This window comes from Parabacteroides sp. AF21-43, assembly GCF_003635435.1.
Classification (GTDB): Bacteria; Bacteroidota; Bacteroidia; order Bacteroidales; family Tannerellaceae; genus Parabacteroides; species Parabacteroides distasonis.
The window spans coordinates 20,476-46,021 of the sequence record NZ_QTMG01000017.1 but is presented as its reverse complement, the minus strand read 5'-3'; the positions used below and the strand labels follow the sequence as shown (position 1 = coordinate 46,021).

Sequence of the window (25,546 nt, the reverse complement as noted above, 5' to 3'; positions counted from 1 at the left end):
ATCAAGCCAGAGACACTGGCTCTTTTTTTATCACTTAAAAATATAGTATGATAAACACGTCATTATTCGCCCTTTTCGGACGATACAAGGGAGACGCCTCACTAGCGGGCGTACTGGAAAACATCCAAAGAGGAACGTACAAGCAGTTCATCGACGAGACGCGGGAGGCGCTAGCGTCGGGCGATAAGGAACTGGCCGCCAAACTAAAGAAAAAACTGCCCGCTTTCACCCCACAGGCCACCTACTCCGGGAAACGCCTCGACCCTCACATCACCCGCTATAACCAATTGGTGGTACTCGACATCGACCACGTAGGGGAACGGGAGTTGGAGCGTATCACCCCGCTCGCCACGGAAGCGCCCTACACCGTGGCGTATTTCCGCAGTCCCAGCGGCGACGGGGCGAAACTCATCGCCTACGCCGCCACGGACGAGACCGCCACGCCGGGTAATCACCGGAGGGTCTACGAGGCCATGAGCCGTTGGTACGCCGCCCGGCTCGGCGTGGAGCTGGATACCTCGGGCAGCGACATCGGGCGGCTTTGCTTCGTATCGGACGATCCCGCCCTATACCTCTCGCCTGCCTACCGCCCTTGGCTGGAGGGTACCGGCGAGCTACCGGAGGGCCTCGCCCCGCTACCCCTTACTTGGAAGGAGGAGGTTAGCGAGACGGCTCCCGGGGCGAAGGAAAGGAAGGTGGCCTCGCCACTGGAGAAGGCACGCCGGACCGCCGAGCGGAAAGGCGCCTACGCTGAGGGCAACCGCAATAACTTCATCTTCGTCATGGCCGCACGGGCGAACCGGCTGGGCGTGAAGCGGGCCGAGATGGAGGCTTACGCCGCTACCGCCTTCGCCGACTTGCCGGCGGAGGAGCGCCTCGCCGCCATCGAGAGCGCCTACAGCCACGTGGAGGAGCACGCCGCCGAGACGAGCGCCGCCACCTCCCGGAAAAAGGGCGGGGGCCCGCTGGACGTGGTCGCCGTGGAGGCCTATATATCCGAGCGTTTCCTCACCCGCAAGAACGGCGTGAGGGGGTACGTGGAGGTGGCCTCGAAGAAAAAGCGGAACGGCCAAAAGCCGGTCTTCAAGCCGGTGACCGACTACTGGGTGAACTCGCTCTGGCGGAGTCTCCTGAAGGACGGCCACTACTGCTCGCATAACGACATCCGGGCCATACTGATGTCGGACTTCAGCGAGACGTTCCACCCTTTCCGCTCGTATTTCGAGGGGCTGGCCCCGTGGGACGGGGTGACGGACTGGATCGGGCAGCTGGCCGATACCGTGGACACCACCCGGCCCGCCTTCTGGCGGGGTTGCCTCAAGCGCTGGCTTATCGCCGGGGTGGCCGGCTCCATGGAGCTAGGCGTGGAAAACCATACCATCTTGCTGCTGGCCGGCGGGCAGGGGCTGGGCAAGACCTCGTGGCTGCGGAACCTCGTGCCGCCCGAGTTGCGGGACTATCTTTTCACGGGCAATGTCAATCCCTATAGCAAGGGTTTCCCGCAGATGATGGTGGACTGCCTCTTGATCGTCATCGACGAGATGTCCGGCCAGAGCTACGCCGATCTGAACCGCCTCAAGGCGCTCACCTCCACAGGGGTCATCTACCTGCGCCGCCCGTACGGACACTATGCCGAGACGCAGATACGCCACGCCTCCTTCGCCGCCACGGTGAACGACTTGCAATCGCTGCCGGACGATAACGAGTCTCGCCGCTTCCTCTGCTTCGAGGCCACACGGATCGATTACCAGTCGCCCGTGCGACACGCCGACATCTACGCCCAAGCCCTCGCCCTCTTCCGCCGGGGCGAGAAATACTGGTTCTCCGGCGAAGACATCCGAAAGATCAACGAGAACAACGAGACCTTCCGCCAGCGAAGCCCCGAGGAGGAATTGTTCTTCACCTATTTCCGCAAACCGGAGCGTTTTGACACGCCACAGTATCTTACGGCGAGCGATATTATGACGAAACTAAGTGTATTTACACGTATCACGCCGACACGTTCCAATATAGTTACGTTGAGCAAGGTGCTGAAAAAACACGGTTTTAAGCTCACGACAATACGTGGAAAACGCCTATTTGAGGTCGTAGAGATCACTCCGGAACAGGTAAAAGACAATTTTTTGAGCACCCCGGAAGAAAAGGGAACGAAGAAGGAAGATGAAAAGAATCATACTGATAACCAAAACAATACAGCGAATCCTAAACTTCCATTTTAAAGCAGGGGGTGCGCAGGGGTGCGCAAAAAAGAGTGGTTGGAAAAACATTTTAGAAATAAATAAATTTGTATCACACACAGCAGTGTGACACAAATTTACATTTACCAGAAAAGTTTTAGGAAAACACGTAAAGATGCGCACCCTTGCGCACCCCGCTATGTTTCAGCGAAGCTCATAAAGCTCCTCAAAAAGAGTTATGGATATCCTTTCTATTACAAATCAAGACCTTTTTCCCTTCAGAGGAAATGGGAACGAATCAAAGACCTTATCTTGATTTCTAGTCATATCAACCAATCTCCTCTCAATTGCTCTCCAATCGTATTTGCCATTCAGCATAACGATATCCTCATCGAAATCTATATCCTCAAAATAAGTAATGGCCTTGAAGGGCCTGATGACATTTGCCCCCGGAAATTTACGCTCATACATTCCCAACATGGAATTGAAAGGGAAACGGGTGGAGAGGAAAGCGATGTCGATGAAATCCTTTAGCCGTGACCCATCGTCGGCGATGGCAGAGAGCTTCATGGCAATAATATCCTGCATGCTGTACAATCTTATACCGTACTCGATATATGGCTTTTCAAGATACTCATAAGAGTGGGTAATGCAGTCAATCTTTATTCCGTCTATGGAACCTTTCAAGGTGTTCCTCTCCATAAAGCCGGTACGGAATCCATATTTATCCATAAGAAATCTCTCCAATTCCGCCGCATCAAACGGTTTCGGAGTGAAAAGATCTAAATCCACACTTCTCCTATGTCCTAAATACAGGGCTAAAGAAGTTCCTCCCGCCAGATTAAAACGGGTCATCGCATTTTCCGCTTCCAGCTTTTTCAGGAGTTCAAGTGTTTTTCCCGAGACAACTTCCGTGTGTAACATTTTAGTTCCTCCTTTTCAAGATTAAAGACAATACAAACAAAATTCATGTCTCGTGGAGATAAGCTTGGGAGTTCTTTTATTATTTCCCGGAATCCCTCTATACCTCCATATAAATTGAATGCGGCATAAAAATCCTTCAACCATCCTCTTTCAATGACACGCTGTACCACAATCTTCCGGGATTTCCACCAGTCAAAATGTGACAGGTCATACTCCCAAAGCAAGGAGGGAGAGATTGAAGAGTCTCCTGTATATGTCTTATATTCATCAAATATAGTCATTTTCCATCCTTTTTATAATATACAAATCTACTGTATTTTACTGGGGTATACAATTTCCATGCGCTTTTTATTGAGACACGGCTCGGAAACCAATGAGATACGGTCGCTAAGTCAATGGAATCCGTCTTGCGTTCCATTGACTTAGCGCCCCTATTCCACCCGGATACCATCCGGCTCTCACGGCTCGCCGAGCGACTCGATGATGGCCCGCACCATGGCGGGCGAATAGACCCGCTCGCCCTCGTGATAACCCAGCGAGAGGAGGCGACCGGGCAGGCCGGGATAGATCGTTATCCAATGTTGCAGCTTGCGGTGGGCCGAGCGGGGATGCAGGTCGGGCAGGTAGACCTCGGCCAGCTCCATCCGCCCGTACGCTCGTATCTTGAATGTTGTTTCCATATCCTAAAGATAGTGAATCTCCGGCATATATCCATCATTTTCCGGAGAAATAATTCACCCGAAATCACCCTAAGTCACCCAAAGCGACAAAGCCCCCACGCCCTGCCGTATCTTTGTATCAACATTAAAAAACAACACATTATGATCCGCTACAAGAAGTATCAAAACAAGAACGAGAAGAACGTGACAACCTTCAACAAGTGGTATGCCCGTGCCGTATGCGAGGAGACGGTAGACATCGCCGCCTTGGCCGAGCACATGTCCACCCACAACACCCCCTTCTCCACCGGCGCCATCCACGGCATGCTGAAGGACATGGTGAATTGTATCAAGGAGCTGCTGATGGACGGCAAGAACGTGAAGATAGACGACCTCGGCATCTTCAGCGTGGGCATCCGCTCGAAGGGGGCCGTCACGCCGGAGGATTTCTCCACGCAAGGCAATATCACCGGCGTACGCCTCCGTGCCCGTGCCACGGGCAACCTCTCCAGCGCCTCGCTCAAGCTGACGGCCAAGCTCCGCGAGTACACCGAGTACTCGAACGGGGAGGTGACCCCGGGAGGTGGCGGGAGCGATTCCGAGAGCCCGGACGAGATTTAGGGAATTGAAAATTGAGAATTGAAAATTGAAAATTAAGTGGTATGGAGATTTCTGTTTTTATACGTGAATACGCTCCGCTGGCCGGGGAGGCCGGGCGGGCGTTCCGGATCGATCCGGTGGTGATCTTGGCACAGGCGGCCATCGAGACGGGTTGGGGCGAGAGTACGCTCTGCCGGGAGTATCATAACTTTTTCGGCATCACGGCCTACGGGTTGCCCAACGTATGGTGGACCGGCCGGTGGACGGAGCTGTCGCCCCGCTCGCTACGTTTCCGGATCTACCCGGACGATAAGTGCTCGTTCATGGATTACTGCCGCCTGCTTCGCTCGGCCTATCCCCGGGCGGCCGACATGAGCGCCAACCCTACGGCCTTCGCCAAGGAGATCGCCTACAGCCCCTACATCAGCGAGGTGAACGGCGACAACCGGGAAGCCTATCGTAAGCTGATCGTCCAGCTTTGCCGAAAAATCAGCTCGCAACTATCAATCGTTAATCCAAAGGGCGGGCAGATGCCGCCCCTATCATCAACTGTCAACTAAAATGAAATACCTTGAACTCATCCTCCGTTGCCTCACGGCGCTCCTCCGGGTCATCTTCCCGCAGCATCCCCCTGTTCCCGAAACGACAGACGCTACCGGCGCTGCTCCTTCTCCTGCTAGCCCTCCTCTCCCTCCTCATGCGGGAGACGGAGGTGACGCTAGCGGCGATCGGCGCCTCGCTGACGCTCTTCCGCCACGACGGCACCCCTCCTCCCCACCGCCCCCCGGGGCGGACTGGCTGGGTATCTCCGGCTACACCCTCCTTATAGCGGGGTGCGCAGGGTACCTCTTGAAGTACTGGAGCTGAACAACAGAAAGGGGGTGTGTCAAAAATGACACACCCCCTTTAAATTCAGACACTAAAAAATCATCACGGTGTCACTGTAATATAAGTAGCAGATTCTGTTTTAACGCCATTAATCGTTATTATACAAGATAAACGATAAGATCCGGCATCATACAAATTAATACCGCAGTTATACTGATTTGGATAGATGTATCCTCTACCACCCCCTTGAAGTTTCCAAGAGAAAGTAGCATTAGCAGGAGGAAGAGGGGCTATACTGTAACTACTCCCCACTCCTGAAGTGGAGCCATTTAAGGCGTACGATGTAGGTCCGTCAACCTCATACACTACATTAACTGCATTCACAGACATCTCGGTCACGTCTTCAATTATGACATCCTTATCATTCTCTACCTCAGCGAACCCTAATTGCATTGACGCACAAGCAAAAATAACCAATAATATTTTTCTCATAACTTAACAATTAAAATATTAAACATAAAATAACATCCTTCAAAGAACATAACCTAATCATTATGCTCTTTGAACCAAGCAAAATTATTTCCAAGGAGCTGGCTGTACCAAGTACGGCTGACCGCTCTCGTCGTTACCCATGGTCGAAATTTGCTGATCAGGAATAGGGAACATTACCTTAGCCGCTGGCAAATAAGAAGCCGTAGAGAATTTAGCCAAATAACCCTTCTCAAAGTCTACATATTCCTTAAGAGTCTTAGCCATATAATCACCACCCCAACGTTGCAAGTCAAACCAACGTTGTCCCTCCATCGCTAACTCAAGCTTACGTTCCATACGAACAGCCTTGATACAGGTATTCTTATCAGAGAAAGCAGCGTGAGACGAGGGATACTCAGCGATTTTATAATTAGCGGCTGGTTTACCATCTTTCTTGATAATATTCACGTCCAAACCTGCACGAACACGGATTTTGTTCACTTGAGACATAGCTTCTGCCAACTGACCATCGTTAGCCAAACACTCTGCATACATCAAAATACAATCACGCAAGCTCAAATATTGCAAATTCATCGCAGAACCCGGAGCCCAACCTCCGCTGAACCCTCCACTGGCCAAGCCCGCATCTTCTTCCGCCTTTGAATATACATGTTTCTTCGGCAAATAAATACCACCGTTTGCAGCATCACGTACCCATCCATTCTTAGGGGTACCCCAATCCTTATAAGGAATACCAAAACGTCCGATAGCGAAATCCAAACGAGGATCCACCGCAATCTCATCATTATTCAAAGCAATAGGATCCTCTGGATTTGTACTACTGTTACGATAAGAAACAGGCTTACCCGCACGATACGAATTATCCAATAATGGCAGGCCATTCGCATCAACCTTGAAAGAGTTAGCCAACTCACTAGACGGCTGATAAAATCCACAACAGCCTCCGGGATTACCAGAGCCACCATGAGGATAGCACAAAGACATCCCTGAATTACCATTATCATTAGCATCCACAGAGAATTGAATAGCAAAGATAGATTCTTTACCATTATCTCTAAAAGAATCAAAATTTGCGTTCATATCATTCTCTAGGCCATAGGCTAATCCATTAGAAGTCTTACCACTCTCAATAACCTCTTTCAAAATAGGTTTAGCAGAAGCCATATCCCCTTTCTGCATTAAAATCTTCGCTTTCAAAGCCTTAGCCGCCCAGATATTTACACGTCCCACCATATCTTGGGTTTCCGGGAGTTTAGAGATCGCATCATCTATATCTGTAAGCACATTTTGATAAATGTCCTTGTCATTATGCACCAAAGGATTGTTTTCTTCAATTGTCTCATCCACCCACGGAATCATAGGACCAAACACCTTGATACCTTCAAAATAAAATAAGGCACGAAGAAATTTCAACTCACCAACACGAGTATTTTTAACGTTCTCGGGCATATCTGTAACCGCCGGAATGATCTGCAATGTATTATTCACACGTTTCGCTCCTTTATACACCCATTCCCATTTCTCATTTAGGTATCCATTGGAAGGAAGCATATTGTACATTTCCATCGTATTCAAGATAGACTGGTCATTACCGTCAGATCCTTTGTTAGCATCGCCACCGTACATTCCACCAAATGTCCAGTTGAAAACGGAAGCTCCCCAACCATTCTCCGTCAAGTTAGCGTAAGCATTCGTTACCAGCAAGTCCACACCATTAGCATTCGTCAACGCCTCTTTATCAATCGCACCTTGCGGAGCTTTATATAGGAAGTCTTCTCCACAAGCCCCTAAAGTCAACAAAGATGCACAAGCTAATAAAGCTATATATTTTTGTTTCATAATTCTATATTTTATTCTAGTTTTCATATGTTTCACTTTTTATCAGAAAGCGAAATTCACCCCAAACAACAATCTCAAAGTAGTCGGCCAACCACCCATATCAATACCACGTCTCAAATCTGCTCCATTGCCTTCGCCTACATCAGCATTCGTAAACTCTGGATCCAAACCGCTATATCCACTAATCGTCAACAAGTTCTCTGCTTGTATATATACACGTAAATTAGAGATAGTGGCTTTTTGCAACAAAGATTTCGGGAAGGTATAGCCCAATACCACATTCTTCAATCTCAAGAACGAGCCATCCTCTACGTAATATGAACTAGGAACTGCACCACTCCAAGAGTCCTTTGAGTCAAGGATTGGTAATATCGCCTTTGAGTTATCCGCACCTGGCCTCCACGACAAATCTCTCATACGAGTAGAACGGTTTCCCCCAAACAATGGGAAATCCGTAAAGTACTTTGTGTTATTAAATATGTCATTTCCAATCGTAGAATACCAAAACATCGTGAAATCCCAGTTCTTCCATGTAGCGGAAGCATTTAAACTCAAGATCAAGTCTGGATGAGGACTACCGATGAACGTACGATCTTCACCATTAACTTTACCATCGCCATTGCGATCCTCGAACTTGAACTTACCAACCATCTGCTCTGGTTTCAACTCTTCTTTACTGCTTATACCATAAGGCAGTGGTGAGTTCTTAACATCATCAGCAGACTCATAGAAACCAATTATATTATAGCCAAAGAAAGAAGATATAGGTTGTCCTTTCGTTGTACGAGTAACATGTTCACCCTCAAAACGAGCACCGGCTTTGCCGATAAAGAAATCGTCCGTATTAGACAGCTTTAAAACCTCATTCTTATAAGCGGAAGCATTTACGCCGATATCCCAGCCCCAATCACCTTTAGAATCTCTATAATTAAATGTCAGATCCCAACCGGTATTCTTCATATCACCATAATTTAAATATGGCTTGCCTATCTCGCTACCTGCCAATCCAGAATAAGCCGCCTCGATTAACATATCCGAAGTCTTCTTGTAGTACCACTCAAAACCTAATCCAAACTTCCCATTCAAAAAACTGGCATCAAGACCAACATTTGTCATCTCTGTAGCTTCCCATTTCGTATCCTCATTACCATATTTATCCAAACGGAATCCAACCATTGATCCAGAGTTAGAAGCACCCAGGTCATAATTCGTGTTTGTCGATTTTGTTGCGTACTCAAACGCATAGTTAGTCTTACGACTCATCTCGGAGTTACCTGTTTGTCCATACCCTACACGCAACTTCAAGTCATCCAACCAATCCTTTGTGTTTTCCATAAATGACTCCTCAGAAATACGCCATCCTAAAGATACGGAGGGGAACACACCATAACGATTCGCTTTAGCGAAACGAGATACACCATCACGACGCACGATACCCGTAATTAAGTATTTGTCTGCAAAAGAATAATCCACACGTGCAAACATTCCGAATAGAGCAAACTCTCCCTTATATTCAGATTCAGCCCTACGACGCGCATCGTTCTCTCCCATATTCAATACCCATGTATTCATGTTGTCTTCCATTAGATAACCGAAACGCTGTCCCGTCATCTTACGTCCTATACCGTCACGAATAGCCTCTGTACCCAACAAAACGTTCAACTTATGAACATCCTTAAAGACAGTGCTATAAGTCAAAGTATTCGTCCAAACCCAACGAAAATTGAAGCCAGATATCTCCTCTAGATTATTGGTACCAGGGCTTTCAGAGAACTCTAGATTTTTCTTATCCATACGATAAGAATAATTATTCGTATAATCTAGACCAAAGTTCGTACGGAATGTCAAGCCTTTAAACAAATCCGCCTCAGCCCACAAGTTACCGAAGATACGACTGTTCGTCCAATAATTATCTTTGTTTCTTTCTTGAATCGCCACAGGATTCTGGAAATTACCAGTACCTGTTATCTTTGAACCCGCATAATTACCATGTGTATCACGTACAGGAACCCAAGGAGAGGCTCTATAAGTCCAAGAATATGCGCTAGATTCTGCGGCAGCAGCCTGCAAACCATTATCTTTAGAAAACGCATAGGTCATATTCTCCCCCGCACGTAACCATGGGCGAATATTAAACGATGTATTCGCACGTACTTGATATCTCTGGTAATAAGAATCAATAACCGTACCATCTTGCTTAAAGTAGTTCGCACTTACATTGTATGTTCCCTTCTCTGTACCTCCGGATAAGCCTATCTGATGGTTTTGCATCAAAGCCGTACGATCAACAGCGTCCCACCAATCCGTATCTGAGAAAGGTACGATTTGGTTATCGGGATAACTATAATCATCCATATTAATATTCTGACTTCCTTGTGCTCCATTTGTTGTCAGATAATTCGGAATGATTGGCTTTGGCCCCTTTCCGAACTGAGGATGTTCCGGGACTTCATCTACGCCACGAATCGTATAAGAGTTCTGCTGTGACTCCCATTCCAATGCCAAACGATCCGCAGAGTTCAGCACCTCATACCTCTTTGTCGTTTTTTGCATACCGATATAACCGTCATAGGTAACTTTCGGCTGTCCTGATTTAGTACCCTTCTTCGTAGTGATCAAGATAACTCCATTCGCTGCCTGCGCACCATAAATAGCCGCAGCAGAGGCATCTTTTAACACCTGCATGCTTTCAATATCGTTCGGGTTCAAGCTACTCATGTTTTGGTTACGAGTAGAAACACCATCAATTACATACAACGGGCCATTGTCATTAACTGAGTTAATACCACGAATACGAACCATCGTGGCCGAACCCGGTGAACCAGATTGTCCCACATACACACCTGCAGCTTTACCTTGCAACTGCTGAGCCGCAGAAGATCCCGAAGAGGCCAGCAACTCTTTCGTATCGACTACCGCCACAGAACCAGTGATGTCCTTCTTCTGCTGCGTACCGTAACCTACCACGATAACCTCGTCAAGGTTCTGGGTATCTTCTTTCAAGGTAACATTTACCACACTGCCCGAAGCAGGAATTTGCTGAGATACATAACCGATGTAGGAAACGACTAAAATGGAGTTGGGCTCAACTTCCAAGGAATACTTACCGTCAAGGTCGGTAATCGTACCGTTTGTAGTACCTTTTACTACAACATTCACACCCAAAAGGGGTTCACCCTTTGCGTCAGTTACCGTACCGGTAACTTTCTTAGCTTGTTGGGAAATGGACACATTCGCGTTGGACGCGTGGATTGGAGGGGTCACGCCCGCACCGACCATCAAGAAACAAAGTGCCAAACCCAGCCCACCTTTAACAAAAGCCAACTGTTTGTTCATCATAACACAAAAATAGGTTAACATTAATATTCGTATCCACTCTTCGGATACTGGCGCAAATATAATTTATTATTTCATAAAAAACAATATTATGCCTATTTTTTCCACATTCCTTTATTTTTCCTGAACATACGCGCACGCAAACAAGCATTGAATATCGAAAAAGGGGCATCTTTGTAAACAAAAAGACAATGCCACAGAAAGTGGCGATATGTTAAAACGCATGTTTAAAATATATCATCTATTCTTAAATTCCACAAACTTTTTTTACCGAATCATCAATATCTACCCCGAATAATGAGCCGATAGCCCCCTATAAAACAAAAGAGGACGCCGTTTTACCGGCTGCCGGCTATCGATTTACTCACGATATTCGTTACGGCCTCTTGCATCTTCTCGATGACACCGCTGTTTTCCATCCCGTATTCGGAGGCGATCGTCTCCAGATTCGGGGAACCGACCCAAACCTTGCCGTCCGCATCTTCCCAAACGGAGATACGTAGCGGCAGCTCCAAGGAAATGGACGGATCTTGCCGCATCAATAAAGTCCCGACCTTCGGCGAGCCGAAGACGATCACCTTATTCGGAGGCAGCTCCATCCCTACCTCGCTAGCGTTTCGCCCATGATCGAACAGGGCGAACACGGAACCTCCTTGAGACTTGATGATCTCCTCGATCCGCCGCATCGTCTCATCCACGCTAAACGGGCTTACCGCTTTTTCCATCAAACGATTCTTTTTCTCCTTGGCGAACGAGCCGACAGGTATCAGCATCAAAAGGAGCAATAGATAGGCGATTTTCTTTTTCATGGAATCTATGTGTTATAAAGATTTATTTTTAGGTTTAAGATCTCGTGGCAAATGTATGTAAATAAAAAGAGGATGCCAAATAAATGACATCCTCCCTAGCTTATATATTATATAATGTATAAGTCTGTATTAAGCTTGCTCCAACTGCAAAGTCTTAGTCGGCTGGTCGCAAACCTCCGTCGGACCGAAGTACTGGATCGGACCCGGGTATACGTAGCTAGTAGTCAAAGCCCACTCGTCACGGTTTGCGGCGAACGCCTTGAAAGGAGCGCCGTCAAGCTTAACCAAAGCCTTCTGGATAACCGGCTTCATCTCGCCATGACGTTTTTCCATGTTCATCATCATAGTAACAGGGATACCACCGGCGATCCATTGATCAGCGGGAGCGGTCGTGTTACGTACGGAAGACATATAACCTGTCTTACCGGCGGCGATCAAGCAAGATGCCGTGTAACCCAAAGAGTAGCAGTAGTCCGCATCGTAGTTAGACGGAGCGGCGCAACGACCCTCGTAACCAAAGAAGTGGTGTTGTGCGGCGAACTTGCCTACGTACTTGCCCTCGGCCTTCCACTCAGCCAATTTCTTGCCAACCATCTCAGACAATAACTTCTCAGTCTCGATCAAAGAAACCTGTACGTTTCCGTGCGGGTCACGGTCCAAAGACAACTGACGAGCTACGCCCTCCGGAAGAGAAGCGTACAGATCAGAGTTCTCCTTCGTCAACTTGCTGATGATATAAGCACGTTGCTCGCTCTTCTTGATCATCTTGAACTCAGCGTCGTGCTTAGCCAAGAAGTCGTTCAACTCGGCGATCAAGCGTTTCATAGCCGGAACGAACTCGATCAAGCCCTCAGGGATCAATACCGTACCGAAGTTATTACCCTCGGCGGCACGTTTAGCCACGATACCAGCCACGTAAGTAACGATATCGTCCAAAGACATATTCTTCTCCTCAACCTCCTCGGAGATGATACAAACGTTCGGTTGAGTCTGCAAAGCGCACTCCAAAGCGATATGAGAAGCGGAGCGACCCATCAATTTGATGAAGTGCCAGTATTTCTGGGCGGAGTTACAGTCACGTTGGATGTTACCGATTACCTCGGAGTAAACCTTGCAAGCCGTGTCGAAACCGAAAGAGGTCTCGATCTGGGCGTTCTTCAAGTCACCGTCGATCGTCTTCGGGCAACCGATTACCTGTACGCCGGCACCGATAGCCTTGTAATACTCAGCCAATACGCAAGCGTTCGTGTTAGAATCGTCACCGCCGATAATAACCAAAGCCTTGATATCAAGCTCTTTCAAGATCTGAAGACCTTTATCGAATTGCTCTTTCGTCTCTAATTTCGTACGTCCGGAACCGATCATATCGAAACCACCCGTGTTACGGTACTCGTCGATAATATCAGCCGTCAATTCCATATATTTATGATCGATCAAACCGCCCGGGCCCAAGATGAAACCATACAGACGAGAATCTGCGTTGTGAGCCTTGATACCATCGAACAAACCAGCGATCACGTTGTGACCACCGGGAGCCTGACCACCGGAAAGGATCACACCAACGTTCATGACAGGCATAGCCTTCTCCTCGTTACTCTTCTCGAATGTAACGATCGGCATTCCGTAAGTGTTCGGGAACAATTTCTTGATTTCTTCCTGATCGGCTACTGATTGAGTATACTCGCCGTCAACGGCTTTCACTGCACCTTTCAACGCAGCGGGTACCTTCGGTTGGTAAGCTGCTCTTGCGATTTGTAATGCACTCTTTGTCATTTCTTAATTGATTTATTTAGAAATTATTTGATACGTGTTCAAAAGTGACGCGAATATAAGGAAAAAAATCCGTATTAATAAAAGAGAAGGGGGATATGTTCATTCAAAATAGCATCGAAAAAAACTTCCGGGAAATCACTGGTAAACTTGCCCTCATCATTATAACCGATCAACCTTCAACAAGAAGAGGGTGTGTCACCATGAAGTGAACACGAGAAAACAGGTAGCTTACTGTATATTTTACTTGACTATTTTTTACACGGTCGTGTTTTTCCAAAAACACGTACGTAATTTTCAAGAAACACGGTCGTGTTTTTTCGAAAACATGTACGTGTTTTACTCAAATCTCCATCATAATTTATATCCATCTAATTATAAGCCAGTTATAAACCATTTCAAACAAATGCTTTATTGTATTTTTTTAATCCGTTTACTCTGTAGGCTACTTCAATGGCACAATAGAGTAAACTATTCATCAACTTGCACCTAATTATCACAAAAGACTTCGTATATTTACACCTTCTATTAACGTTAGTTAATCACAAAATTCGATGCGAAAAAGCCCTCTTGCACTCCTATTATCGCTTATCTGCCTGTTCTCGTCTCATAACGAGATACAAGCGCAAGGACATCCCCCGACAGATTCATTGCGACAACGGGCCGCAGCGAGCGTGGGTAAGGAAAAGCATGATCTACTGATGCGTATAGCCATGTCCACCAACGATATCGCCGACTGGGACGCTACGCTCAACGACGCTATCGACCGGTGCGACACCCCGGCCATCTGCCGATCAAGGCTGAATCGCATACAATGCCTCTTTAATTTCTACTCCGTGGATTCGGCTATCATCGAGGCACGAGAGAGCCTTCCTTTTATATTGGATGCCAAGCAATACAGTTTCTACTTCTCCACCTATAATACTTATATATCCGGATTGTTCAAGCAAAGACGGTTCGACGAGGCCCGTGAGGAAGCCACAGCCATGTTCGAGACGGCGCAACAGGTTAAACAACCGGTAGGCATGACGATGGCCTTGCAGGTACAAGGCAGCATGTATTATAAACTCGGCTTATACGACCAAGCCCTCACCTCGCTGGAAAAAGGGATCGCTATATGCCCCACTTACGAGAATGGCGAGAACCAAGTACTCTACATCTCGGCCGTTCTTTACGAATGGCTCTTCATGACCGCCCTGAAGGTGAACGACACGGAACGCATATCCCGTTACGCCAACAGCTATGCCGCCCTCGTCAACTGGAGGGACGAGCATGGGAAAGTGGACCCGACCGGACATTATCCCGTCACCTCCCGCTCTCTCCAAGCCTTGTCTTTCCTGAAAAAAGGGCAAATAAAAGAGGCGAGACGATTGCTGGATGAGGCAGTCCGGTTTATTCATCCCCAAATCCCGGCCAACGCCTATGAGCATTTTTACGAAGCCCGCCGAGAATTACGGGAAATGACAGGAAATTACCAAGGGGCTATCAAGGATATGGATATCCTGTTAGCTGCTCATGAGGGCGACCTATCTTTCTATATGGACGATTTGTTGAAGAAAGCGGAACTTCTGGCTCATTCCGGAGATCCCCGGTCCTGTATATCGCTCTATCATACGTATATACAGGCGAAAGACTCGGTAAACCGGTTGGATATCGCCTCTCGGATGGATCAACTACGGACTATTTATGAGGTAGACCGGCTCAACCAAGAGAGGCAATACGCAAGGAACTGGATGTTCGCCGCCTTTACCGGTTGCTTGCTCCTTGTCCTTTTGCTAGCGGGATATATCATTTATTCCCAATGTCTAAAAGCAAAGAATCAAGCGCTTTACAGACGTATACAGGAACAGATCCGGCAGGAGAATAAGGCAGTGGAAACCATTAAGCAAATACCCGAGAACGATCTTTCCCGGGAATTACGTTTATTCATAAACTTGAACGAGTTATTGGAAAAAGAAAAGCTATACACCGATCCCACCTTGAACCGGGATGATCTGGCACAACGTTTGGGGACCAACCGTACCTACTTGATGGAAGCCGTACGTACTTACAGCGGGAATATGACCGTCCGCGAATATATTTATGACTTTCGTCTAAAGCATGCCGCCGAACTGCTCTCCTCTCCCTCCGCCCTCTCGATCGATCAAATCTGCTATGACTCCGGGTTCGCTTCCCGCTCGGTATTTTACCGCCTTTTCCGACAGAGCTATGGTCTGTCTCCTAACGAATATCGAAAACTTGCGGAGAAAGAAAAAGAAAATTAAAATACTATATTTCAAAAACTTGCGCCACACGGACAAATGTTTTGCGCCACACGGACAGCTTTTAGGATTACTATTCGCATATTGAAACGATATCTGTTAATCCTAAAAGCAAGCTATATATGAAGACAAATTATTTTTTTCTCCTTTTCTTTCTTTTGATTCTGATGGGATGTTCGGATGACAAAAACATTCCGGATATCCCGGCCTCCACAGAGGACACCTATGAAGGAGTACACGATCTGATCAGTTTCACGAAAGAAACCGAAGATTTCACGTATGGAGACCTGACTTTCCACATCAAGACTCCCGACGGGAACATTATCCAACGGAAAGCCAAGCACCGGCGATTATCCGGGACTTCCCTATTCACTATGGAAAAAGGGCTGAAGGAGGGTAAATACCAGCTACTATATATGGAATATACCATCCAATCGGATTGCCCGGACATTGACGGGCGGAATGGGGAGTTCGGCATGGGGTGCTACATTACCGTCAGTGAGAATGGGATCTCCACCGAAACCAACCGTGACGAGCGAATCGGCCTGTATGGGAACGGTACGCCGGAAGATCCGTACCGGATAACCTCTGCCGATGATTTGGCGAAGATACAAGAAGCGATCCTCAACTTCCACAACAATGGTAACCTTGTTAATTCCTCCACCTGCTTCGAACAACAAAATGACATTAGCATGGCCAACTATAATGACCAATGCGGCTGGGAGGGCAACTGGTACCAGATCGGATTATCAGCCAGTTATCCTTTCACGGGCTATTATGACGGCAACGGCTATACGATCCGGGATTTGAAAATGTTAGATAAAAACGCCGTGGGCGCTAGTTTGTTCGGCTTCGTAAATCAAGCCATCATCTCGAATCTCACCATCGAGAAAGCCACCATAACCGGCTATGGAGCGCTATCGGCTATCGTAGGAGCCGTTACCACCAAGGGGGGAAGCATCAATAAGACATTTATAAAAGGGTGCGTAGTAAAAAAATCCACCATCGAAAGCCGTAGCGATGGCGTAGTCACGGACGGCATGGCCATAGGCGGGATCGCCGGCATGGTAGACCCGAACGTAAATCTCTGGATAGATTCCTGCTCGGTAGAGGATTGCACTATAAACGGGGCGATCGCCGTAGGAGGAATCCTTGGCGGAGGAACAGTGTACTCAATGACACAAATCACGAACTCCCACAACCGGAATACCAAGGTAACCGCATCTTACAATTGTGCCGGAGGAATCGTTGGGTACGCCGATACGCTCTATGTATATTCATGCAGCAATAATGGCACTATCAAAGGTGCCGCATCCACAACCGCTCCTCCCGGAAACCTTCCTGCCAATTCTATATATAATGTAGGAGCGGGCGGGATCGCCGGAGGAAGTGGATTGAGCACCATCATTTCCAGCCGAAACAGCGGGACGGTGCAAGGAAGCAGGGGCGTAGGGGGAATTATCGGAAGCACACTGGTAACTACCCAGCCGAAAACTTATTATAATAACACGTTTATCGGTTTTTGCTCGAACTCGGGGAATATAAACGGCGACAGTTATATAGGAGGATTATGCGGTGAGGCGCAACTTGGCGCTTATAAATCGTATAATGAGGGTATGATCGAGGCTAATTCATCCTTCGCTGGTGGAATTTTAGGATTCGCTCCCTTGGCCTCCATCACCAACACGGCGAATTTCAATAAAGTAATCGCCTCCTCTTATAGCGGAGGAATAGCCGGTTCCATCCTTGCCGGCTCGTTGGGTATTAACACGAATCTAGGGGAAGTAGCCTCCTACCATGAATATGCCGGTGGTATGATAGGAAGGGCAGGGAATACGCTTGCCATGAACTATTGTTCCAATTTCGCGCCGATATCAGGCTCCTCATACCTCGGTGGTATGATCGGCGAGGTAGGCGACGCAAAGAAATGGACGATCATGGATGGCGTATCCTTGGGGTTTGCCACATTCGAGCTGGCGTCTACTCTTGTCGGATTTGTCCCTTTCGCTAAAATCGTGGGAGAAAGCGGAGAAATCCTTGTTAACTGCGCCCTTACAGTACTTAGCCTCGTCTTAAATGATATCGATATTTTATCAGAAGGTTTTAGCGTATTCGGGCTTATTTCACACGGTCATCCGGAGATTATAGAAACAGAGAGGCTGAAAGGTGTCATTACCCATGATATCGCCATGTTGGAATCAGACATGGACACGAAACTGGCCAATAAAATAGATAACCTATCGTTCGCAAGCATCAAACTGAGGAGCAAAGATATGACAAATAGGTTCATGTCTAATCGAAAGGCATTAACAGAATGGTTTGAAAGTGGGGCAAACCACCAGATTTATAGTGACGCAATGAATTATAAGAGAGGATTGCTCTCCAAACAGATCCTTAAAAGCAAAAAAAACGAAGAAGTTCTACATACGGTTGTCAGTGGTGTTTGTTGCGCGGTCAATTCAGCCTTGCTTTTTGTTACAGTTATCACTTTCCCCGAAGGTGTTCCCGCTGTAGCCTTGATGGGAGGTGCGCTAGCGTTAGTCAGTTTCGGCAATTCGGTTTCGGCCACTCTTGATGATTTCGTGGAAAACTCCGTCGTTATCACACAATGCTTGAACGCCGGAGAGATTGGCCAATATAGCAGCGGAGGCTTGGTAGGCCAACTTCAGCAAAGCTGCCTTATCTCCGATTGTATAAATATGGGACGCTCAAATAAAAGAGCCAATGCCCTAATTGGAGTTGTCAATCCAAACGTAAGGGTAGGCAGGAACTTGAATGTCGGGGAGAATTGGTATCTTTTCGCACCTCCCGCATCCGTTTCTTATTTTGGGAATTATTGCATGCTGGGCACTGTAGAGCAACCGAATCCTGTGATTATGAACATATTCAGCTTACAAGACTTAAAGTCGGAAAAGACCTTTACTGGATGGGACTTTGATGTAAAATGGGAAATACCATCCAACGAAACAGGTAGCTTTCCGATCCCTAAGAAATCCGAGATGCAATTTGATAAACCTAATTTATAAATAAACGAACAAACATGAAAACATACACTAAAACAATATGGAATATATGCGCATGCATGCTTATCATCTTGCTCGGCGGATGCGCAGACGATGACATCATACGAAACGACTGCGGATCGACCTTGCAAGAGACAGAATCTCATCTAATAAGCACGTTCTCCTTGCCGGAAGGCAAAACTCCCATACAAGATACGAGAGAACAGATCTTTTTCCAGTTGAGATCGCTGAGCGATAACTCCATACAGCTCATGGAAGGTAAGATCCGGAAAAACGCGGGGATTCTTTCCTGTGAAATGTTTATCCCCAATAATCTGGTATTAGAAGATGGAGACTATATACTTTGGTTAAAATTCGATGAAGAAGGCAGCGTCTATCCACTAAGCTATCATCTGACATTCCGTGACAAGATGGTCAGTATGGTACGTGATACTAAATATATTTACGAGATGCTGAATGGCGAAGGTACGGAAGAAAATCCTTATCTGATTACTTCCACCAACGATTTCGCCTATCTCGTGTCTCAATTAGCCACGTACGACAGTAATTACGGATACGGGCAATTCTTCAAGCAAATAGCCGACATCAAAGCTCCTATCCCCAATTGCCTGTATCAAGGCAACGCTTATAAAAGCGCCCCGTTCGCGGGAAACTACGACGGTGATTCCCATAAGATACTAAACCTAACCTATCTCGGGACGAACGGCGGAGAGCAAAGCGACGCAATCGGGCTTTTCTCCATTTTACACGACGGGGCAGTGATCCGGAATCTTGATATAGAAGGAGCGGATATAGAGTATCCGGGGAATTGTTGCGGATTGCTTGCGGGAGTAGCTAACGGAAATATACGAATCGAGAATATAACCTTAAACGGGAATATCAAGTCCACGAAGGATAAGGTTGGCGGTTTAATAGGCTATATCGAGGGCAACGCCCAGTCGTTGGCGCAAATCAGTATCCGGAATGTGCGATTAGGCGTCTCATTCTCGGAATCCGGCAGCTCTTATATCGGAGCGTTGATCGGCTGGGCCGAGAACGCTTCCATTCAAGTGGAGGATATCAGTAGCGACGGGATTTTCAAAAACTTGAGAGGGAATAATCATGTGGCCGGTCTGATCGGGAAATTATATGGTCAAATCGATGCCAGAAAAATTAAGCTGCAACATACCACCTTAAACAATTTCCCGATATCCGGAAACCAGAACGTAGGCGGATTGATCGGTGAGGCATTCTTACAGGCGGCATCCAGTTTCAAAGACATAACCATCGACATGCCGATCAAAGGTAGCTCCTATGTCGGCGGATTGATCGGTCAGATCCGGTCGGAAACCCCTACCAATATCCTCATCGCCATCGAGAACTTCCAGTTGTCCAATCCGGCAAATCGGTCTCAAATCCAAGGGGGAAGTTATGTGGGTGGAATGATCGGATATTCCCACAAAACACACGCAAACGCATTTACGATAGAACTTAAAGGGGAATCCTTGTTTCATGCCTCGATAACCGGGCAGTCTGTTATAGGAGGTATTTTCGGTTCTTTAGATGATACCCAAATACAATTTACCCCGGCCTCACAATTGTATATGGATAATGAATCCCTTGAAGCTTCTTCAGGGATTTGTGGCACTTTAGCCGGAGCCTTATCTTACCAAGAACCGGGGAAAGAAATTCTTTTGAATCCGGAAATATTGGTGATTAATCCCAACATCAAAATAAAAGGAGGAAATAACGTAGGAGGAATCATCGGAACGTTATATAATGGGACGTTGACAGGAACCTATACCCCCGAATTCAGTGCCACGAACGTAATCGTGAGCAAGATTCCACGACCTATTTTCCCGGGTAACATAAATTCGGAAAAACCCTATCGCGAAAATGCTACTTCAGTTGGAGGAATTGTCGGATATGCCGATAAATCTACCCTCAGAAGACTCTTCACGCAACCTTCCATTTACGGCAGAAGTACAGTCGGAGGAATCATCGGATATGCGAGCGATACTCAAGTATCAGATTGCGGCGTGAAAACAGAAACATTTAATAATGGGAATAATAGCGCCATTATGATAGGGGGAATTATCGGACAAGCATCGTGCTCATCCCACTGTGAGTTTTCCAATCTAGTAAATTACAGTGATATCACCTCTGGATCCAATTATATCGGAGGCATTTTCGGGAGTATGGTAGCGGGAACTAGCGTAAAGATCAATAAAGTCGTGAATTTAGGTAAGATATCAGCCACAAATAACGTAGGCGGTATCATAGGGAAAACTTCAGGAAAAGACATAGAGGTTTATGACGCAGCTAATTTCGGCGTAATCCAAGGTATCGCAGGAGATAAAGAATGCGGAGTGGGCGGTATAGCCGGTGCCGCCGAGGATGCCATTACAATTTATAAATCCGTTAACCACGGAAATATCACCATAAACAGGAATGCCAAGTATTATGGAGCAGGAGGTATCTTGGGGTATGTGAAGCAAGGGGGAGCACATGTCCGTTACTGCTGTAACCGGGCAAATATAGACTATCCGAAAGATAAAGAAGACAGCCATGGCATTGGAGGTATCGTGGGTAGCATAGAAAAGGCTAACGATAACGACGACAGTTACGTACTGGATTGCTACAATATGGGAGAAATCAACGGACAGCAAAAAGCGACCAGCACGCTTGGTACCGACTACCGGGGAGGGATCGTAGGAAACCTCGGAAGCCACGGGAGATGTTACCGGGCCGTGAACGGGGGTTATGTCCGCTTTGGAAACGCAGGTGTCGGATACGGCAACAAGAAGAACCTGACACATATCTATATCTCGCCCGGTACAGGCAAAGACTTTGGGGCAACGTCTATCCCTCTACCAATCAGAGAAGATAAAAATATTTACCAAGGATTCGACTTCACGGGAGATCGTGATCCAAACCGGCAACCGGTCTGGGTTCTGGGTGGCACATATAGCTCGGAGAATAAAATGCTACCCTACTTGCATTCAGGAAAATGTTATTTCCAGTTCGCAAAATATGCCCCATAAAATACGCCCTCTTTAATACACTCTCTATATATCCATACCGGGCGCAAACTATTCATCGGTTTGCGTCCGGTTTTCACAAAAGACTTCGTATATTTGCGAAGTCAATATTCCATATTTTAATACATTACTTACATAACACAAATACAAAATGAAAAAGTATCTTACTCTTGCCGCAGCGGCTTTACTCTTGGTTGCTTGTAGTGAAAAACCGGGTTATGAGATCTCCGGTACAGTAGCGAACGCCGATCTAAACGGCAAATACGTTTACCTGTATGAATATGGCGTACAAGACGCCGCCCCAATGGATAGCGCATTGGTGCAAAACGGTACGTTCACGTTCAAAGGAACACAGGATGCCCCTGCCCTACGCAAACTCGCCTTCGCCGAGGATGTCGTGGAACCCAAACGTGCCGCTTCCGGCGAGAACGCCCCTTTCACAAGCATATTCGTATTGGAAAATGGTAAATTACAGGCTATTCTTGATGAGGCAGCTTCCGCCGTTTCTGGAACACCGGAGAATGACGGATTGAAAGCCCTGCAAGCACAAATGAAGACTTTGCGTGCGGATCTGGAGAAGCTTTCCGCCGACATGAAATCAGAGGATAAGGAAGTCGTAAGCGCCGCCGAGAAGAAATATGACGAGATCGACCAAAAGGTAACCGATGCCGTCAAGACTTACATATTGAATAATACGACCAAGCAATCCGCCGCCAAGTTATTATACGATTTCCGTTACAGCTTGGACGAGGCGGCCCAGAACGAGATTATCGCCAAGGCGGACTCCGCTTTCAAGGCCGTTCCAAACATCGATAAGCTCATGGCTCACCTAGATGTACTGAAAACCGTAGCCGTAGGCAAGAAGTTCGTGGACTTCGAGATGGCCGACCCGAACGGTAAGACGCACAAGCTATCCGAGTTCGTAGGCAATGGCAAGAACATCGTGTTGATCGACTTTTGGGCAAGCTGGTGTCCTCCTTGCCGCCGGGATATGCCAAATTTGGTAGCCGCTTACAAGAAATACAAGAACAAAGGTTTCGAGATAGTTGGCATCTCCTTGGATAGCAAGGCTGACGCATGGGCGAAAGGCGTAAAGGACCTGAATATCACATGGACCCAACTCTCCGACTTGCAAGGCTGGAAAAACTCCGGTGCTCAACTATACGGGGTAAACAGCATCCCTCACACCGTATTGGTGGATAAGGACGGAACGATCATCGCCAAGAACCTACATGGCGAGGAGATCGACGCTAAACTTCAAGAAATATTGAAATAATAATAACAATAACACGATATGTCCGCCCAAATCACGTTAAACTGGACGAAGGACTCGACTTTCGAGACCTTGCTGGACGGCCATAAGGTTACGATCGACACAACAGCCGAGAACGGGGGTAATAATGAAGGCCCCCGTCCTAAGGCTTTAATGCTGGTCGCCTTGGCCGGATGCAGCGCAATGGACGTAATCTCCCTTTTCCTTAAAATGAGAGTACGTTTCGACAAAATCTCTATCGACGTAACCGCAGAGACTTCGGATACGATCCCGATGGTATATACCGCATTCCACGCTACATACCATATCGACGGGAACATCGGGGACGCCGCCAAAATAGAGAAAGCGATTCGCCTTTCACAGGAAAAATACTGTGGCGTAGGACTTATGATGAAAAAGATAGGCCCGATTACCTACGATATCTTACTGAACGGCGAACCGCTTAAACCACAAAAACATGAAGATTAGAAAACAGTTCTTACTTTTATTTATCTCTACCAGTCACTTGTTCGTATATGCGCAAAACACGGAACCTTCAATGTTTACGAAAGAGGCTAACGAACAAGTGGTGAAATCACTCCCGTTTGATAACAAACAAGATTTTGAAGACGCTACCCGTGGCTTTATCGCCACGATAGACGAACCTTCCATTACCGACGAGACAGGAAAAGAGGTGTATGGATTAACTGTCTGGGATTTCCTGCGTCAAGAGACTCCGGCATCCGCCAACCCTAGTCTTTGGCGACAAGGGCAACTCAACCGCATACACGGCTTATTTGAGGTATTACCCGGTAAAATATACCAGATACGAGGATTCGACCTCGCAAATATGACGTTTATCCGTAGTGATAACGGTTGGATCGTCATAGATGTATTGCTCTCGAAAGAGACGGCCCTAGCAGGTTATAATCTTCTGAAGAAACATGTAGAAGATCTTCCGGTCAAGGCGGTTATCTATACGCATCCTCATGTGGACCATTTCGCGGGAATAGACGCTATATTGGAGAACGCCCCCAATAAGCCCGAAACGATCGAGATCATTGGCCCCAAGGGTTTCTTTGAAGATGCCGTCAGCGAGAACCTGATGGCGGGTGTAGCCATGGGGCGAAGAGCGACCTATATGTATGGCCGCAGTCTACCTAAAAATGAGAAAGGAAATATAGGTACTGGTTTAGGACAAACTACCGCGGCAGGAACTACGGGCTTGGTCCCTCCTACCCGTGAGATATCCGAGGAGGGCGAGACTTTACGAATTGATGGTGTCGAGATCGTATTCATGTCCGTACCCGGCGCCGAGGCTCCCTCGGAAATCATGATGTACTTCCCTGGGATGAAAGCTTTCTGCGTAGCCGAGGAAATCAACCGTACCCTGCACAACCTGCTGACCTTACGAGGGGCGAAGGTCCGGAACGGCCAATTATGGAGCAAATATATCGACCGGGCGATCACGGAGTGCGGCGATCAGGTAGAGGTATCCTTCTCTACCCACCATTGGCCGACTTGGGACAATAAGAACATCGTCGCTTACTGGGAAAAGCAGCGGGATTTGTATCGCTACCTACACGATCAGACACTTCACCTCGCCAACCAAGGATATACGCCTCGAGAAATAGCGGAGATGATTAAATTACCAAGCTCTATCGCCAACGAGTTCGCCAACCGGGGATATTATGGAACCGTTAGCCATAACGTAAAAGCCCAATATCAAATGTATTTCGGCTGGTTCGACGGCATCCCCGCCCATCTGAACCCACTCCCGCCGGTAGAAGAAGGTAAAAAATACGTAGAGGCTATCGGAGGAGAGGACGAGGTAATGAAAAAGGCGCGAGAGGCATACAATCAAGGAGAATACCGTTGGACGGCTACTTTGCTGAACCATCTCGTTTTCGCTAATCCAAAGCATAAACCCGCCCGCCAATTACTTGCGGACACGTATGCCCAATTGGGCTACCAAGCGGAAAGCGGCCCGTGGCGTAATTTCTACCTGACCGGAGCTATGGAACTGACCGAAGGCATCGCTGGTAAAGGCAAGGCCAACTCAAACCGGGCACGTATGTCCCAGAACCTAAGTCCCGAAATGCTATTCGATTTGCTCGCTATCCAAATAAATGGAGAAAAAGCGGCCGATAAAGACTTAATAATAAATATTATCTTAACCGACACAAACGAACAGGCCACCTTGATCTTAAAGAACGGCGCTTTATCGAACCGCATCGGCCGGCTCCATCCGGCCCCTACCGTAACTTTGGAAGGAGACAAACAAGTCATCTACGCAAGCCTCATGCAGCCGGAGAGTATAGCGGCAAATCTGCAAAACCATAAGTTATCGGTAACCGGGAAACTTGAAAGCCTAAAAGAGCTATTCTCCACTTTTGAGGCTCCGGACGCTTATTTTAATATCATCGAGCCTTAAACCTTTCCCGCCTCTTGCATGGCTGGATTAAAAAATTTATCTTTGTGCGATCTTTAGAGAAAGCGATATTACTATAAAATTAGCATAAGGTTTTATTACACTTTAATATAATAAATTAGCGA

16 protein-coding genes and 1 pseudogene are annotated in these 25,546 nt (G+C 47.2%); 9 read left to right on the top strand and 8 right to left on the bottom strand.

The window, feature by feature from the left end; genetic code table 11:
- Positions 1-47 precede the first annotated feature (47 nt).
- Positions 48-2,219, top strand: coding sequence for a BT4734/BF3469 family protein (locus DWX84_RS12770; RefSeq protein WP_121960879.1), 2,172 nt, complete (start codon positions 48-50; stop codon positions 2,217-2,219).
- A 219-nt stretch (positions 2,220-2,438) separates the two neighbouring features.
- Here the strand turns inward: DWX84_RS12770 and DWX84_RS12765 are convergent, their stop codons facing one another.
- The 3 genes from DWX84_RS12765 to DWX84_RS12755 form a co-directional block, all read right to left on the bottom strand.
- Entirely contained in the window at positions 2,439-3,101 is a 663-nt protein-coding gene (locus DWX84_RS12765) for a nucleotidyl transferase AbiEii/AbiGii toxin family protein (protein ID WP_005868067.1), read from the bottom strand.
- Entirely contained in the window at positions 3,056-3,382 is a 327-nt protein-coding gene (locus tag DWX84_RS12760) for a hypothetical protein (RefSeq protein ID WP_005868066.1), read from the bottom strand. Before DWX84_RS12760 ends, DWX84_RS12765 begins: the two co-directional genes overlap by 46 nt.
- Positions 3,383-3,559: 177 nt before the next feature.
- A complete protein-coding gene (locus tag DWX84_RS12755) occupies positions 3,560-3,781 on the bottom strand; it encodes a DUF4248 domain-containing protein (RefSeq protein ID WP_005868065.1) in 222 nt (73 codons plus the stop codon).
- 141 nt (positions 3,782-3,922) lie between these two features.
- On the opposite strand from DWX84_RS12755, the gene DWX84_RS12750 reads away from it, so the two are divergent.
- The gene (locus DWX84_RS12750) at positions 3,923-4,381 is read left to right on the top strand and encodes a hypothetical protein (protein WP_005868064.1); all 459 of its coding nucleotides are present in this window, start codon (positions 3,923-3,925) and stop codon (positions 4,379-4,381) included.
- 41 nt (positions 4,382-4,422) lie between these two features.
- Positions 4,423-4,920 carry a glucosaminidase domain-containing protein gene (locus DWX84_RS12745; RefSeq protein ID WP_008771789.1) on the top strand — a complete coding sequence of 166 codons (498 nt, stop codon included), beginning with the start codon at positions 4,423-4,425 and terminating at the stop codon, positions 4,918-4,920.
- A gap of 370 nt (positions 4,921-5,290) precedes the next feature.
- Here DWX84_RS12745 and DWX84_RS12735 read toward each other — a convergent pair whose 3' ends face one another.
- The 5 genes and pseudogenes from DWX84_RS12735 to DWX84_RS12715 form a co-directional block, all read right to left on the bottom strand.
- Complete coding sequence (locus DWX84_RS12735; protein WP_048928276.1) at positions 5,291-5,641, bottom strand: hypothetical protein; 351 nt, start codon at positions 5,639-5,641, stop codon at positions 5,291-5,293.
- 123 nt (positions 5,642-5,764) lie between these two features.
- On the bottom strand, positions 5,765-7,519 hold the full coding sequence (locus DWX84_RS12730; RefSeq protein ID WP_048928275.1) for a RagB/SusD family nutrient uptake outer membrane protein: 1,755 nt from the start codon (positions 7,517-7,519) through the stop codon (positions 5,765-5,767).
- Between the two features lie 42 nt (positions 7,520-7,561).
- Positions 7,562-10,858, bottom strand: coding sequence for a TonB-dependent receptor (locus DWX84_RS12725; protein WP_122377530.1), 3,297 nt, complete (start codon positions 10,856-10,858; stop codon positions 7,562-7,564).
- A gap of 335 nt (positions 10,859-11,193) precedes the next feature.
- Positions 11,194-11,604 (bottom strand): annotated as a pseudogene (locus DWX84_RS12720) (DUF302 domain-containing protein); the annotation flags it as partial.
- A gap of 189 nt (positions 11,605-11,793) precedes the next feature.
- Positions 11,794-13,437: a diphosphate--fructose-6-phosphate 1-phosphotransferase gene (locus DWX84_RS12715; protein WP_005855923.1), complete on the bottom strand. Its 1,644-nt coding sequence runs from the start codon at positions 13,435-13,437 to the stop codon at positions 11,794-11,796.
- Between the two features lie 551 nt (positions 13,438-13,988).
- Here DWX84_RS12715 and DWX84_RS12710 point away from each other — a divergent pair.
- From DWX84_RS12710 to DWX84_RS12685, 6 genes are all read left to right on the top strand, one after another.
- Positions 13,989-15,698: a helix-turn-helix domain-containing protein gene (locus DWX84_RS12710; RefSeq protein WP_122377526.1), complete on the top strand. Its 1,710-nt coding sequence runs from the start codon at positions 13,989-13,991 to the stop codon at positions 15,696-15,698.
- Positions 15,699-15,817: 119 nt separating this feature from the next.
- A complete protein-coding gene (locus DWX84_RS12705; protein WP_048928272.1) occupies positions 15,818-18,721 on the top strand; it encodes a hypothetical protein in 2,904 nt (967 codons plus the stop codon).
- A 14-nt stretch (positions 18,722-18,735) separates the two neighbouring features.
- Complete coding sequence (locus tag DWX84_RS12700; RefSeq protein ID WP_122377525.1) at positions 18,736-21,741, top strand: hypothetical protein; 3,006 nt, start codon at positions 18,736-18,738, stop codon at positions 21,739-21,741.
- Between the two features lie 148 nt (positions 21,742-21,889).
- A complete protein-coding gene (locus tag DWX84_RS12695; RefSeq protein ID WP_036613707.1) occupies positions 21,890-23,014 on the top strand; it encodes a TlpA disulfide reductase family protein in 1,125 nt (374 codons plus the stop codon).
- Between the two features lie 18 nt (positions 23,015-23,032).
- The gene (locus DWX84_RS12690; RefSeq protein WP_005855911.1) at positions 23,033-23,479 is read left to right on the top strand and encodes an OsmC family protein; all 447 of its coding nucleotides are present in this window, start codon (positions 23,033-23,035) and stop codon (positions 23,477-23,479) included.
- Complete coding sequence (locus DWX84_RS12685; RefSeq protein ID WP_122377524.1) at positions 23,469-25,424, top strand: alkyl/aryl-sulfatase; 1,956 nt, start codon at positions 23,469-23,471, stop codon at positions 25,422-25,424. The genes DWX84_RS12690 and DWX84_RS12685 overlap by 11 nt, the downstream gene beginning before the upstream one ends.
- Positions 25,425-25,546 lie beyond the last annotated feature (122 nt).